We start from the raw sequence: 13737 nt of genomic DNA on the forward strand, positions 1-13737 counted from the left end.
TTTTCTGAGGAGAGTCCCATGGGCCAATCCATGTTCATCGTCTGGCGCGAAAGCGTCGAGGCCCTGCTGGTCATCGGCATCCTGCATGCCTGGCTGCGCCAGCAACCAGGCGCGGGCAATGCGCTGCGCATGCTCTGGGCCGGTGTCGCTGCCGGCCTCGGTCTGGCCGCTGCGCTGGGCTGGGGCGTACTGCAGGCCGGCGACTGGCTGGCGGGCAGCGGTGGCGAATGGTTCCAGTGCGCGATGCTGCTGGTAGCCAGCCTGCTGATCCTGCACATGGTCGGCTGGATGCATCAGCATGGCCGCACGCTGAAGACCAGCCTGCAGAACAGCGCTGCGGAAAAGCTCGGCCAGGGCAGCGGCATCGGCCTGTTGCTGCTGGCCATGCTCGCCGTCGGTCGTGAAGGCAGCGAGACAGTGGTGTTCCTCTACGGCATCGGTAACCAGCAGGCGGGTATGGACCTCACCCGCTTCGTCATCGGCGGTGTACTCGGTTTCGTCCTCGCAGTGCTCAGTTATGCAGCCCTGCAGGCCGGCAGCCGCTACTTCAGCTGGCGGCGTTTCTTCCAGGTCAGCGAAGTGATGTTGCTGCTGCTCGGCGGCGCATTGCTGATGGCCGCGCTGGATCGCTTCAGCGGCCAGCTGATGGGTATGGACGTGCCGGAAGTGCTGTACACGGTGTTCGGCGATCCGCTCTGGGATACCTCGGCCCTGCTGGATGATGGCGGCGCGCTCGGCGGCACCCTGGCCGGCCTCACCGGCTATCGCGCCATGCCTTCGCTGGCCGCCGCGGTAGTTCTGGGCCTTTACTGGCTCGCCGCGTGGGCATGGCTCAAACCGCGGGCACAGGTGCAGCTCGCTGCGAGGCCAGCATGATCACCCAGGCGCCGTGGCTGGCGCGACTCGGTGACCTGCTGCGCCAGCATGCGAAAGCCATTCGCGCGCTGCAGTGGCTGGTGGTGGGGTTCTACCTGACGCTGCTGGTGATCCCCGCCTTTCTTGATCTGCCGCCGGCCCAGGCCCGCATGCTCGACAACCTGACGGTACTGGCGCAGTTCATCTTCTGGGGCCTGTGGTGGCCCTTCGTGCTGCTGTCGATGATCTTCTTCGGCCGTCTGTGGTGCGGCGTGCTCTGCCCCGAAGGCTCGCTCAGCGAATGGATCAGCTGGCGCGGGCTGAACAAACGCACCCCGCGCTGGGTACGCTGGAGCGGCTGGCCGACCATCGCCTTCATCCTCACCACCGTCTACGGCCAGCTGATCAGCGTCTATGACTATGCCCAGGCGGCACTGCTGATCCTCGGCGGCTCCACCGTCGCAGCAATGCTGGTGGGCTTTCTCTACGGCCGCGGCAAGCGGGTCTGGTGCCGCCATCTGTGCCCGGTCAGCGGCGTGTTCGCCCTGCTCGCCCGCTTGGCGCCGGTGCACTACAAGGTCGACGAACAGCGCTGGCTGGAAAATCGTGAACCGCACCTGCCGACGCCCAACTGCGCCCCGCTTATCGACATCCGCCGCATGCAGGGCAATGCCGATTGCCATGCCTGTGGCCGATGCAGCAGCCAGCGCGGTGCAGTGCAGCTGAGCGCCCGTTCGCCCAATTCGGAAATTCTTATCGTCGGCGGCCAGCAGCAAAGCGATCACTGGGACAGCACGCTGTTGCTGTTCGGCATGATCGGCCTGGCCATGGGCGCCTTCCAGTGGACGGTCAGTCCCTGGTTCATCACCCTCAAGCAGGCCGCCGCGGAATGGCTGGTGGATAGCGACATCATCTGGCCGCTGGAAGCCAACGCGCCTTGGTGGCTGCTGACCCACTATCCGCAGGCCAACGATGCCTTCACCTGGCTCGATGGCGCCGTGATCCTCACCTACATCTTCGGTGCCTCGTTGCTCGTCGGCGGCGCGTTGTGGCTACTGCTGCGCGCCGCCGTGCGGGTAATGCGCCGTGGCGACAATGTGTTCCAGCACCTCGCATTGGCACTGGTGCCGCTGGGTGGCGCCGGGCTGTTTCTCGGCCTGTCCGCCACCACGGTCAAGCTGCTGCGCTACGAGGGCTTGCTACTGGCCTGGGCGCAACCGGCTCGCGCCGCGCTGCTGATCGGTGCCGTGGCGTGGAGTCTGTACCTGGCGTGGAACGTGATCAGCCGTCACGGCGGCAACGGCATGCGCCGGCTGCTGGCGTTCGCCTGCGTCAATGCCGGTTGCGCGCTGGTGGGCTATGGCTGGTGGCTGCAGTTCTGGGGCTGGAGCTGAGGTCGATCAGGCCTTGAGTGGGGTGCCCGTTGCGGCACCCCGCAGCGGCCTATCCACGCAGCACGAAGAATGGGAACAGTCGATCCAGGCGCTCCCACAGGCGCTGCTGATCGTAGGGTGCGCGGCTCTCGGCGAGGCTGTCGTCGAGCATGCGCGCGGTGCGCACGCACTGCACGGCGAAGCGTTCGACACCCAGCCGGCGCAGGCGCTGAGCCATGTCCCACAGCATGTCGGCGTCGAACAGTTGCCAGTGCACGGTGGTCCGGCACTCATGCTCGACGCCGCTTTCCAGCAGGTGTTCGAGACTCTTCCAGTTGGCCTTGCCGCTGCCATCCACGCCGGTGATCGCGCTGCTGTGCTCGGGTAGCGCCTTGATGTCGAAACCGACCCAATCCACCAGCGGCAGGATGTTGGCGAACAACTTCGGTTTGATGCCGGCGCTGTGCAGGCCGACCTTGTAGCCCAGCGCCCGCACCTGGGCGATGGCCTCGGGCAGCGCGGTCTGCAGGGTCGGCTCGCCACCGCTGAACACCACCGCCTCGAGCAGGCCGACGCGCTGTTCGAGAAAGGCGAGAATCTCCGGCCATGGCTTTTCCTCACTGCCACAGGCGGGGATCAGCTGCGGGTTGTGACAGTAGCGGCAGCGCCAGCCGCAGCCCTGGCAGAACAGCACGCAGGCCAGATGGTCTGGGAAGTCCAGCGTGGTCAGGGGGACCAGCCCCCCGACGCGAAGTGCTGCGGTCACCGCGCCGCTGCTTCAGTGAAATGCAGGCGCTCGCGATGCTCGGACTGCTTGCCCGGATTGAACGCGGTAACCGGGCGGTGATAGCCCATCACGCGGGTCCAGACTTCGCAACGTTGGCGCTGGTCCTGGGGCAGTTGGCTGGGTGGGTTCATGGTGACGCTCCTTTTGCTTAGGGTTGATTATGCGGCGCCGCACCTATTGGAGCGGCGTGACACGGGATCGCAGATCAGACCGCCAGGGCCGCTTCGGCTTGCTGCTTGTGCAGCAGCGCCTCATCGCACTTCGGGCAGAACTCGTGCTCGCCAGCGAGATAACCGTGCACCGGGCAGATCGAGAAGGTGGGCGTTACCGTCAGGTACGGCAGGCGGTAGCGCGACAGCGCATTGCGTACCAGCTTCTTGCAGGCCTCGGCCGAGGAAATCTGCTCGGCCATGTACAGGTGCAGCACGGTGCCGCCGGTGTACTTGCACTGCAGCTCGTCCTGCAGCTCCAAGGCCTCGAAGGGGTCGTCGGTGAAGCCGACCGGCAGTTGCGAGGAGTTGGTGTAGTACGGCGCCTCGGCCGAACCCGCCTGGAGGATGTCGGGGAAGCGCTTGCGGTCTTCCTTGGCGAAACGATAGGTGGTGCCTTCGGCCGGCGTCGCCTCGAGGTTGTAGAGGTGCCCGGTGTTTTCCTGGAACTGCACCAGCCGCGCCCGCACGTGGTCGAGCACCTCGATCGCCAGCGCGCGACCGGCAGCGGTCTGCAGCCCCTCGGTGTCGTCGGTGAAATTGCGCACCATCTCGTGCAGACCGTTCACCCCGATGGTGGAGAAGTGATTGCGCAGTGTGCCCAGATAACGCTTGGTGTAGGGGTAGAGCCCGGCATCCATATGGTGCTGGATGACCTTGCGCTTGACCTCCAGACTCTGCCGCGCCATGTCCAGCAGCGCATCCAATTGCTCGAGCAGCGCCGCCTTGTCACCGCGCAAGAGATAGCCCAGGCGTGCACAGTTCACCGTCACCACGCCCAGCGAACCGGTCTGCTCGGCAGAACCGAACAGCCCGCCACCGCGCTTGAGCAGCTCGCGCACGTCCAGCTGCAGGCGGCAGCACATCGAACGCACCTGGTTCGGCTGCATGTCCGAATTGAGGAAGTTCTGGAAGTACGGCAGCCCGTAGCGCGCGGTCATCTCGAACAGGCGCTCGGCGTTCTCGCTGTCCCAGGGAAAATCGTGGGTGATGTTGTAGGTCGGGATCGGGAAGGTGAAAACCCGGCCGAGGCCGTCACCGGCCTGCATCACTTCTATATAGGCACGGTTGATCAGCTCCATCTCGGCCTGCAGCTCGCCGTAGGCGAAGGGCATCTCCTCGCCGCCGATGTAGGGGATTTGCTCGCGCAGATCTTCCGGGCAGACCCAGTCGAAGGTCAGGTTGGTGAACGGGGTCTGCGTGCCCCAGCGCGACGGCACGTTGAGGTTGTAGATGAACTCCTGAATGGCCTGGCGGATTTCGGCGAAGCCAAGGTTGTCCTTGCGCACGAACGGTGCAAGGTAGGTATCGAAGCTGCTGAATGCCTGCGCGCCGGCCCACTCGTTCTGCAGCGTGCCGAGAAAATTGACCATCTGCCCCAGCGCGCTGGACAGATGCTTGGGCGGGCTGGCCTCAACCCGCCCCGGAATCCCGTTGAAGCCCTCATTGAGCAGGGTCCGCAGTGACCAGCCAGCGCAATAGCCGGCGAGCATGTCCAGGTCATGGATATGCAGATCACCTTCGCGATGCGCCGTGCCGATCTCCGGGCTGTAGACCTCGTCCAGCCAGTAGTTGGCGGTGACCTTGCCAGACACGTTGAGGATCAGCCCGCCGAGTGAGTAGCCCTGGTTGGCGTTAGCGCGCACCCGCCAGTCTTCGCGGGAGAGGTATTCGTTCATCGAGGCGGCGACCTCGACCACCACCTTGCGATCTCGGCGCAGACGCGCATGGCGTTCGCGGTAGACAATGTAGGCCCGGGCGGTATCGAAGTAGCCGGCTGCCATCAGGGCACGCTCGACGCCGTCCTGCACCTGCTCCACCTCCACCGCCGTGCGATGGGCCAGTTGCTGACGAACGGCCTGGGCCAATGCCTGCGCCACTGCCAACTCGAACTCGCCGGTCGCCGCGCCCGCCGCCGCGATGGCGCGCTCGATCTTGTCCACTTCGAACGCCGCCAGTCGGCCATCGCGCTTGCGCAGTGAAACCGGTTTCGCCACCTCTGCCTGCCTGGGCATCAACGCCTCCATAACCATATGTAGTGAATTTATTCGCAAGAAACACAATATGGTGTGACTTTAGAGGTGGAACCTCATTACCGAATTGATCATCGTCAAGCACAGGCAAGTGATCGCCCGACGGCGCCGACGGCTCATGGCCGACACTCTTGTCCGTGATCAAGGAAGCGGCGGACACCGGACTCCTAGGATGCAGGCTGATAAACCCGGTTCAATCCGGGGGAGGACACATGCTCACTGAAAAAACCCTGGTCGCGGAATTGCGCCGCCACCATCTGTTCAGCCGACTGCCCGAGGCGGCGTTACAGGAGGTGTGCACCTCTGCCAACCTGAAGCGCCTGCCTGCGGGGGCCTCGCTGTTTCATCAGGGCGATAAGGCCGACCGCTTCTATTTCCTCTTCAGCGGCCAGATCAAGCTGCACCGCGTAGTCTGCGACGGGCAGGAGAAGCTGGTGGAAGTGATGCGTGCCGGTGAATCGTTCGCCGAAGCGCTGTTGTTCAAGGGCACGCCGAGCTATCCGGTCAGCGCCACCGCGCTAAAGGCCAGCCTGGTGGCGAGCCTGAACGGGCCGCATTACCGGCGAATTCTCGAGCAGCACCCGGATATCTGCCTAGACATCCTCGCCACCCTGAGCATTCGTCTGCACCAGCGTATGACCGAGATCGACACCCTCACCCTGGCCAACGCCAGCCATCGCGTGGTGCGCTTTCTCGCGCAATCGCAGCAGGACGACAGCGGCGTGGTGGTGCTCGATGTGCCGAAACGCTTGATCGCGTCGAAACTGGGCATTCAGCCGGAAACCTTCTCGCGCATCCTGCATCGGCTGATCGACGCCGGAACCATATCGGTCCAGCGGCGACGCATCGAGATTCTCGACAACCGCAAGCTCGCCGCCTATGACGAGTGACCTGCGGCAGAACGCCCCAGTGTTCTTGATTGCTGTCAAAGCCAGTCGCCGGCGCGCCTTGGAAAATGACCCGCGCCACGCCACCGTCAGGAAAACGCGATGATCACCACAACGCCTGCGCCCCTGGTCTATTCATGCTCCGGTTGTTCGAATGTCGCGCAGCTGGCCAACACCCTGGCGGTGCGTCTCGATCGCGCCGGGCTGGCGGAAATGTCCTGCATCGCCGGCGTCGGCGGGCGCGTTGCAGCGCTGGTGAAGAAAGCCAACTCCGGCCGCCCCATTCTCGCCATCGACGGCTGCCCGATGCATTGCGCCCGCGCCTGCCTCGCGCAGCACGGCGTGACACCCGACGTGCACATCACCCTCAGCAGCTACGGCTTGCGCAAGCGCTATCGGGAAGACTGCAGCGAGGAGGAGATCAGCGCGCTGTTCGATGACATGAAAGACATTATCGCCAGTGACCGGATGCAGTTGCGCACGGCCTGAAACCCACGGACTGAGCGTGTCGCTGGAATCGCGGAACAGTTCGTTCCAGCGGGTAGCGCGCCCTGCGCCCCCCGCACTGCTGCGCCGCGCCGGGGCGGTCCGCCAGCCTGAGCCTTGCAGGCGCAGGCAGTTTGCGACGGCTGCGGGCGGAACAATCGGTCAGGCTCTGGCCGCCTGTGCCCGGCCGGCCGCCGCCACCTCCTCGCCGGCACCCTGCAGCAGTTTCCACAGCCAGCTCGGCAGCGTGTCGGGGTCGAGACTGTCGATCAGATTCTTGATCGCCAGGCCCAGCTCGGTATCACCCTCGATAACCAGCCGGCGGCGGAAGAACAGCGTATCCGGGTCTTCCTGACGGCTGGCCAACAGCAGGAACTCGCGCCAGTTGCCGCGAATGGTCACCTCCACCGGTGCCTGCGCCGCAATGCGCAGCTGCTCGCGCTCGCAGGTCAGGCACCAGGCAAGGCCGAGGTCGGCGACTTCGAGCTTCATCCAGTGGCCGTCAAGCACGTCAAAGGCGCCGTCGCTCAGTGCTTCGGCGAATACCTGATTGAGGCTGCGCTCCAGCGCAAGGCGCTGGAGCAGGAATGGCGTCTTGGCCGCAAGCGGCAACAGCCGCCCGCCGAGATTCACCAGATGGGCACGTGGATTCAGCATAATCCGGCCTCCTCGGCGCGCAGCATGCCCGGCTGGCCATGCCAATACCCATTGCAACCGTCCACCGCCAGCGGCGGCAGCGCGCCCTTGCGCACCGCATCGAAGGCAGCGACCACCTCGTCCATACCGGCAGCGCGCGGGCTCAGGCGCAGCAGATCGGCACCGCTGTCGACCAGACCCGCGTAGTCGGCGAGCAGGTTGCTGACCGCTGCAGACATGGTCTGGATACCGTTGATCGTGAACAGCGCCTCACCCTCCTGGCTCAGCAGCGGAATGCCCTCGGGATAGTTCTGGCAGCAGAACTGGCAGTCGTCCTTCGGCCGGTTCTCGGCACGGGCGGTGAAGCAGCGCGCCGAATAGGCCAGTGGCAGATGACCATAGGCGAATATCTCGATTTCCGGCAGTGCCACGCCCAGCTCCTGCAGTTGCGCGCGGGCACTCTTGATCAGCTTGCCGGAGGCTTCCACCGGCGGCACCCAGCGGGTCATGCCGCTGGCCACCAGCTCGGCCAGGGCGTGGCCGTTGTATAGGTTCAGCGCCGGGCCGCCAACGAAGGGCAGCTTGCGCTCGGACATCAGCTGCACCGCGCCCATGTCATTGGCTTCCACCAGCAGCTCGCCGTTGTCACACAGGCGGCGCAGGCTGGATAGCTCGGAAGCGGCTTCGACCAGGGTCAGGCCGGACAGCACCAGCTGCGCCGAGGAGGCTTCAGCCAGATCGCGGGCCAGACCAAGCCAGTCGTCGAGCATCAGCGCGCGGCGCTTGGAGCAAACGGTTTCGCCGAGGTAGATAACATCCAGCGGCTGGCTGGCCATGTTGGCGTAGAAGTCCAGCGTCTGCTGGCGATCCCAGTAGAACAGCACCGGGCCCAGAGAAAGTTTCATGGGTGACTCCTCGTTCATTGCCAGGCCCGATGGTAGGCACCCAGGGTGGTTTGCGAGCCTTCGGAGAGACCGTCCAGCACCTGCCGCCAGCCGGGTTCGACCGCGTAGCGCTGCGGCGCCTTGAGATAGCTGTCCAGCGCCGCGCGCCAGACCCGAGTGACCTGCTCGACATAGGCCGGGCTGCGCTGGCGGCCCTCGATCTTCATCGCGGTGACGCCGATGGCGGAAAGCTCGGGGATCAGATCCAGGGTGTTCAGGCTGGTGGGTTCTTCGAGCGCGTGGAAGCGCTGACCATTGACCATGAAGCGCCCTTTGCACAGCGTCGGGTAACCAGCCGATTCGCCTTCGGCGTAGCGGTCGATCAGTACGTTGTTGAGGCGCGAGGTCAGCCCTTCCGGCTCCTCGCTCCAGCGCACCGCCTTGGCCGGCGAGCAGACGCCACAGAGATTGGGTGATTCGCCGGTAAGGTACGAAGACAGATGGCAACGACCCTCGGCCATGATGCACAGGCTGCCAAAGGCGAACACTTCGATCGGCACCGGGCTGCTCGCCGCGACCTGCTTGACCTGCTTGAGCGAAAGCACCCGCGGCAGCACAGCGCGGCTGATGCCGTAGCGCTGCTGATAGAAGCCCAGCGCGGCGGCATTGGTAGCCGACCCCTGCACCGACAGATGCAGATTGAGTTTGGGATGGCGCTTGCTGGCATAGCCGAGCACGCCGGGGTCGGCCGCGATCAGCGCATCCACGCCCATGTCGGCGGCCTGATCCACGGCGCGCTGCCAGCGATTCCAGCCGTCCGGCTGGGCATAGGTGTTGACGGCGATATACAGCTGCCGGCCCTTCTCGCGGATCAGCTGCAGACCCTTGTCGAGCTGCTTTTCATCGAGATTGAGGCCGGCGAAATGGCGGGCGTTGGTGTCGTCGCGAAATCCGACATAAATGGCATCGGCGCCCTGCTGGACGGCGGCCTTGAGCGCGGGCAGGCTTCCTGCCGGGCAGACCAGGTGCATGACAACTCCTAGACATTCGGGTACATGCGCGCCACGCACCGATGGCGTGGCGGTCGTTCGGCTGAACGGAAAACAGCCGGCAGTCTAGGCAGCTGACCATTGGCCAGCATTGATAGGGGTCAAGTTTGCTCGGACGTCGCGACTGCGACGAAATGCAGCGGAAGGTGCGCGCCAGCTGTGCCATGGCTGGCGAGCAATTGCCTCAAATGCCCTCGTCGCCCTCGAATTCCTCGGTGGCACGGGCGACCATCTGCCGCCACGCGCCGGACTCCTCACCAAGCAGGCGTATGGCCTTCAGGCTCGCAGCGAAGGCGTCGCGATAGTGCAGCGGATTGTTTTCGCTGGCGGCGCGTTCGGCGAAGGCCTGCGCCTCGCTCAACAGCGCTTCGAATTCGTTCTGGTCCAGTGCCATGGAGCTCTCCTCGGTTGTGTTATGAGGTTAGACCATGGCAGGTCGTCTGCGACTCTCGCCGGCCGACGGGCGCTACTTGAGCTTCAGCCGTCGCGCCAGCTTGTGCAGGTTGCTCGGGTCGACATCCAGCAGACGGGCGGCTTGCGCCCAGTTCTCGCCGCTGGCCTCCAGCGCCCGGACGATGGCCTGGCGCTGGGCAGCATCGACGGTGTAGCGCAGCGGCAGCACCTCGTCGGCGACTACCGGCTCATCGGCTACCTGCGCCGCGACCGCACCGACAGCATGGCTGTCCAGGTCCAGCAGATCGGGCTCCAGCGTCAGGATCTCGCTGCGCGACGCGCCACGGCTGAGCAGGCGCAGCGCCGCGCGGCTGACCACATGCTCCAGCTCGCGCACGTTGCCCGGCCAGGAATAGGCCAGCAGAGCGCGCTCGGCGGCCGGCGACAGTCGCATGCTGCGCAGCCCCAGCCGCGCGCGATTGAGTTCGAGGAAGTGCCCGGCGAGGATCAGCACGTCGTTGCCACGCTCGCGCAAGGGTGGAATCGGCGCCGGATAGACCGACAGCCGGTGATAGAGATCGGCGCGAAAATGCCCGTCACGCACGCTTTCGCGCAGGTTGCGGTTGGTCGCGGCGATGATGCGCACATCGACCTGGCGCGGTTTGTCCGCACCGAGGCGCTGGATCTCGCCATTCTGCAAGGTGCGCAGCAGCTTGGCCTGCACCGTCAGCGGCAGCTCGCCAACCTCGTCGAGCAGCAGCGTGCCGCCATTGGCGGCGTCGAAACGACCGGGCCGATCGGTGGTGGCACCGGAGAACGCGCCTTTGACGTGGCCGAACAGTTCGCTCTCGGCCAGGGATTCCGGCAGTGCCGCGCAGTTGACGTGCACCAGCGGCTTGTTGCGCCGCCGCGAATGCCGATGCAGCCAGCGCGCGAACAGCTCCTTGCCGACACCGGTCTCGCCCAGCAGCAGCACTGGCAATTCGGAATCGGCCACCACCTGCAATTCGCGCAGCAGTTCGCGGATCACATCGCTCTGACCGAGAATTTCGCCATCACCATGATCGAGTGCGGCTTCCATTACGTCGCTACGCGCCAGGCGCAGACCGCGATTCTCATGCTCCAGCCGGGTAACCCGCACCGCGGCCTCGATCACCAGTGTGTAGCGCTGCAGGTCGCAGCGGGCGTCATCGCCAAAGGTGCCGGCATGCAGCGCATCCAGCGTCAGCGCACCCCACAGCTTGCCTTCGACGTAGAGGCTGACGCCCATGCAGTCATGCACCGGCAACGGCTCGCCGATGTGCTCGTCGAGCAAACCGTCATAGGGGTCCGGCAGGCGGCTGTCGGGCTCGAACCAGGTCGGCTCGCGCTGGGAGAGGATCGCCGCCAGACGCGGATGCTGCGCTACGACGAAGCGCCGGCCCAGCGCCTCCTGCACCAGCCCTACCGCCGCCAGTGGCCGCAGGCTGTCCTCGTCGAGGCGCAACAGCACGACGGCACCGCAGCGAAAGTGCTGGTGCAGGGTGTGCACCAGACGTTGCAGGCGCACCGCGTTGGGCAGTTCGGTGGTCAGGTCGGCAAGCAGTGCGTCAGCCATCATGGTGCTGGATACCCTCATGGTTTTTCGAACCATAACCGCTTCGGGTAATTTCCACCAGCAGCGTGTCGCAGCCGCCAGTTTCCGCGGTGTCGGCGCCTGGCACGGCTGTTGCGATGGACGGGTCATATCCATCAGGACCACTGCCATGACCACCGACCTAATCGACCAGACCCTCGGCAATCTCGCATGTTCGGTGCCGGGTGCCACCCGGGTATTCCGCCAGTTCCGCCTGGACTTCTGCTGCGGTGGCGACCTGCCGCTGAGCGAGGCCGCGGCGCGAATCGATGTCGATCCGCACATCATCGCCGACGCACTGCTCGCCCTCGAGCCGGAAGAGTCCGAGAAGGACTGGCGCGCCGAGCCCGCTGGCCAGCTGATCGAATACATCCTGGCGCGCTTCCATGAGCGGCATCGCGACCAGTTCCCGGAGCTGATTCGCCTGGCCAGCCGGGTCGAGCAGGTCCATGGCAGCCGCCCCGAATGCCCCAACGGTCTCGCCGAACACCTGTGGCACATGCAGCAGGAGCTGGAAAGCCACATGCTGAAGGAGGAACAGATTCTCTTCCCGATGCTGCAGCGCGGCATGCGCTTCCCGCAGGCACAGGGGCCGATCTCGGTAATGCGCTACGAGCATCAGGAGCACGGCAATGCCCTGGAACAGTTGGCAGCGCTGACCAACGACATCACCCCGCCGGCCAACGCATGCAATACCTGGCGCGCGTTGTATCGCGGGCTGGAGGAGATGCGCAGCGACCTGATGCAGCACATCCACCTGGAGAACAACGTGCTGTTCCGTAACGCGGAAATGACCGCGCCGACAGCGAGCGATGAAGGCGTACAACGTATTGAGGTGGCTCAACCATGAAACAGTATCTGCAACCTATCGCCTGGGGCGTGGCAATGGCCTCGGTCGTCGCCCTGGCCAGCAGCTTCGCCCTGAGCATGGCCGTCGGCACGGCGCAGGCGGCCACTGCACACGATCACAGCCACCCAACGCCCGTCGCCGCCCAAGCTACGCCAGGCGAGCGCTGGGCCACCGACGCCGCTCTGCGCGAAGGCATGACCCGTATCCACGAAGTCGTACAACGCAGCATGCCAAGTGCCCCCGGCCAGCCGGTCAGTGACGAGTCGGCGGCCGCGCTGCAACGCGACATCGAAGCGGCGACCAGCTATCTCATCGCCAACTGCAAGTTGCCGGAAGCCGCTGACAATGCGCTGCATGGCCTGTTGATCGACCTGCTCAAGGGCGCCGAGGCGCTGTCCGACGCCGAGCAGCGTGAACAGGGCCTGCAGCGCATTTTCGAGGCACTGGAACGTTATCCGCAGCTGTTTGCCGAGCCGGTATGGCGTGAAGGATTCATCGCGCATCTGCACTGATCGCCTACGCGGTACTGAGCCGCGTATGGCCAGATCATGACCGTCATCAACTTCTAACCTGCGTCATCGCCCATCACATGCGCTAGGCTGAAGGCCGACGTTTGTTGTTGTTCAATTGAAACAGGACGCCTTGCATGGTGCTTCACCGCGTACACCACCAGATTCTCCGCAGCCACCACCTGTTCGAACCGTTGAATGAAGAGCAGATGGAAGAACTGCTCAATGCCAGCCAACTGCTCAACCTCGACAAGGGTGACAACCTGTTCCACCAGGGCGAGCCGGCACACAACTTCTACTTCGTCATCTCCGGTGCGGTTAAGGTCTACCGCCTGACGCCCGACGGCCAGGAGAAGGTCTTCGAGGTCATCGGCAACCGCCAGACCTTTGCCGAAGCCATGATGCTGATGGACACGCCCAACTACGTGGCCTCGGCCCAGGCGGTCTGCCCGTCGCAGGTCTACCGGTTCTCCAACGCGGCCTACATGCGCCTGCTGGAAGCGAACCAGCGCCTCACCTTCGCCCTGCTCGGCAAGCTCTGCGTGCGCCTGCACCAGCGCATCAACGAGATCGAAACGCTGTCGCTGAAGAACGCCACCCACCGCGTGGTGCGCTATCTGCTGACGCAACTGGCGCGAGTGAAGGACGGCAGCAACAGCTTCGAACTACCGATGGCCAAGCAGCTGGTGGCCGGGCACCTGTCGATCCAGCCGGAGACGTTCTCGCGGATCATTCGTCGACTGATCGACGAGAGCATCATCACCCAGGAAGGCCGGCAGATCGCCATCCTCGATCGCCAGCGACTCGAGCAGTTCGAGTGAGTTGATCGTCGTCAAAGCCCGCGGATTTTCCGCCGTGTCAGGCTTTACCGACCGAGAGGAGCGCCGCCATGCCCAGATGCCTGTACTGCCAGCAGGACAACCCGCCGAAGCAAGCCGAATGCGGCAACTGCGGCATGCCGCTGCCGGAACACGCCGACAGCGCCCCGGAGCGCCGGCAGCGGCGCTTCCTGTGGTTCTGCATTGGTCTCAGCATCTTCTGCGCGGTGATGATCGTCTGGCTGCCGCGCCATCTGTTCTGATGGCGCCCCACCCAATGATGTCTACAGCGGATAGTCGCTTCGCAGTGAAACGCCGCCCCGTGCTGAAGCGGATGTGCCGCGAAACAGCTC

At 64.8% G+C, this 13737-nt stretch carries 16 protein-coding genes; 8 read left to right on the forward strand and 8 right to left on the reverse strand.

All coding sequences use genetic code 11. The features are described 5' to 3' along the window. The first annotated feature begins 18 nt into the window (after positions 1 to 18). Positions 19 to 876, forward strand: coding sequence for an FTR1 family iron permease (locus BM275_RS11700; RefSeq protein WP_041014502.1), 858 nt, complete (start codon positions 19 to 21; stop codon positions 874 to 876). Continuing rightward, positions 873 to 2249, forward strand: a complete 1377-nt coding sequence (locus tag BM275_RS11705) for a 4Fe-4S binding protein (protein WP_041014503.1) — start codon at positions 873 to 875, stop codon at positions 2247 to 2249. The genes BM275_RS11700 and BM275_RS11705 overlap by 4 nt, the downstream gene beginning before the upstream one ends. Before the next feature lie 49 nt (positions 2250 to 2298). On the opposite strand, the gene BM275_RS11710 is transcribed toward BM275_RS11705, so the two are convergent. From BM275_RS11710 to BM275_RS11720, 3 genes are all read right to left on the reverse strand, one after another. Next, positions 2299 to 2994 carry an anaerobic ribonucleoside-triphosphate reductase activating protein gene (locus BM275_RS11710; protein ID WP_041014504.1) on the reverse strand — a complete coding sequence of 232 codons (696 nt, stop codon included), beginning with the start codon at positions 2992 to 2994 and terminating at the stop codon, positions 2299 to 2301. Continuing rightward, positions 2991 to 3146, reverse strand: a complete 156-nt coding sequence (nrdD, locus tag BM275_RS11715) for an anaerobic ribonucleoside-triphosphate reductase (protein ID WP_041014505.1) — start codon at positions 3144 to 3146, stop codon at positions 2991 to 2993. The genes BM275_RS11710 and nrdD overlap by 4 nt, the downstream gene beginning before the upstream one ends. A 74-nt stretch (positions 3147 to 3220) precedes the next feature. After that, the gene (locus BM275_RS11720) at positions 3221 to 5239 is read right to left on the reverse strand and encodes a ribonucleoside triphosphate reductase (RefSeq protein ID WP_041014506.1); all 2019 of its coding nucleotides are present in this window, start codon (positions 5237 to 5239) and stop codon (positions 3221 to 3223) included. Positions 5240 to 5469: 230 nt separating this feature from the next. Between BM275_RS11720 and BM275_RS11725 the strand changes: the two genes are divergently transcribed. Both BM275_RS11725 and BM275_RS11730 read left to right on the forward strand, forming a co-directional pair. Next, complete coding sequence (locus BM275_RS11725; protein ID WP_003299686.1) at positions 5470 to 6147, forward strand: Crp/Fnr family transcriptional regulator; 678 nt, start codon at positions 5470 to 5472, stop codon at positions 6145 to 6147. Between the two features lie 99 nt (positions 6148 to 6246). After that, positions 6247 to 6633, forward strand: a complete 387-nt coding sequence (locus tag BM275_RS11730) for a putative zinc-binding protein (protein ID WP_003299688.1) — start codon at positions 6247 to 6249, stop codon at positions 6631 to 6633. A gap of 159 nt (positions 6634 to 6792) precedes the next feature. On the opposite strand, the gene ubiT is transcribed toward BM275_RS11730, so the two are convergent. The 5 genes from ubiT to norR all read right to left on the reverse strand — a co-directional run bounded on the left by ubiT (position 6793) and on the right by norR (position 11192). Further along, complete coding sequence (ubiT, locus tag BM275_RS11735) at positions 6793 to 7287, reverse strand: ubiquinone anaerobic biosynthesis accessory factor UbiT (protein WP_003279700.1); 495 nt, start codon at positions 7285 to 7287, stop codon at positions 6793 to 6795. After that, positions 7281 to 8171 (reverse strand): U32 family peptidase, encoded by an 891-nt coding sequence (locus BM275_RS11740; RefSeq protein WP_041014507.1) that lies wholly within the window; start codon positions 8169 to 8171, stop codon positions 7281 to 7283. The genes ubiT and BM275_RS11740 overlap by 7 nt, the downstream gene beginning before the upstream one ends. 14 nt (positions 8172 to 8185) lie before the next feature. Then, positions 8186 to 9181, reverse strand: coding sequence for a ubiquinone anaerobic biosynthesis protein UbiU (gene ubiU, locus BM275_RS11745; RefSeq protein ID WP_003299693.1), 996 nt, complete (start codon positions 9179 to 9181; stop codon positions 8186 to 8188). A 202-nt stretch (positions 9182 to 9383) separates the two neighbouring features. Beyond that, positions 9384 to 9593 carry a hypothetical protein gene (locus BM275_RS11750; protein WP_003299695.1) on the reverse strand — a complete coding sequence of 70 codons (210 nt, stop codon included), beginning with the start codon at positions 9591 to 9593 and terminating at the stop codon, positions 9384 to 9386. A 72-nt stretch (positions 9594 to 9665) separates the two neighbouring features. Next, entirely contained in the window at positions 9666 to 11192 is a 1527-nt protein-coding gene (gene norR, locus BM275_RS11755; RefSeq protein WP_041014508.1) for a nitric oxide reductase transcriptional regulator NorR, read from the reverse strand. 145 nt (positions 11193 to 11337) lie between these two features. Between norR and ytfE the strand changes: the two genes are divergently transcribed. The 4 genes from ytfE to BM275_RS11775 all read left to right on the forward strand — a co-directional run bounded on the left by ytfE (position 11338) and on the right by BM275_RS11775 (position 13647). After that, complete coding sequence (gene ytfE, locus BM275_RS11760; protein WP_041014509.1) at positions 11338 to 12057, forward strand: iron-sulfur cluster repair protein YtfE; 720 nt, start codon at positions 11338 to 11340, stop codon at positions 12055 to 12057. Continuing rightward, positions 12054 to 12569 (forward strand): DnrO protein, encoded by a 516-nt coding sequence (locus BM275_RS11765; protein ID WP_090521262.1) that lies wholly within the window; start codon positions 12054 to 12056, stop codon positions 12567 to 12569. The genes ytfE and BM275_RS11765 overlap by 4 nt, the downstream gene beginning before the upstream one ends. Before the next feature lie 134 nt (positions 12570 to 12703). Next, positions 12704 to 13387, forward strand: coding sequence for a Crp/Fnr family transcriptional regulator (locus tag BM275_RS11770; RefSeq protein WP_003299699.1), 684 nt, complete (start codon positions 12704 to 12706; stop codon positions 13385 to 13387). 68 nt (positions 13388 to 13455) lie between these two features. Beyond that, positions 13456 to 13647, forward strand: coding sequence for a hypothetical protein (locus BM275_RS11775; protein WP_041014511.1), 192 nt, complete (start codon positions 13456 to 13458; stop codon positions 13645 to 13647). Positions 13648 to 13737: the final 90 nt, after the last annotated feature.

This window comes from Stutzerimonas kunmingensis, from assembly GCF_900114065.1.
In the GTDB taxonomy this organism is placed as follows: domain Bacteria; phylum Pseudomonadota; class Gammaproteobacteria; order Pseudomonadales; family Pseudomonadaceae; genus Stutzerimonas; species Stutzerimonas kunmingensis.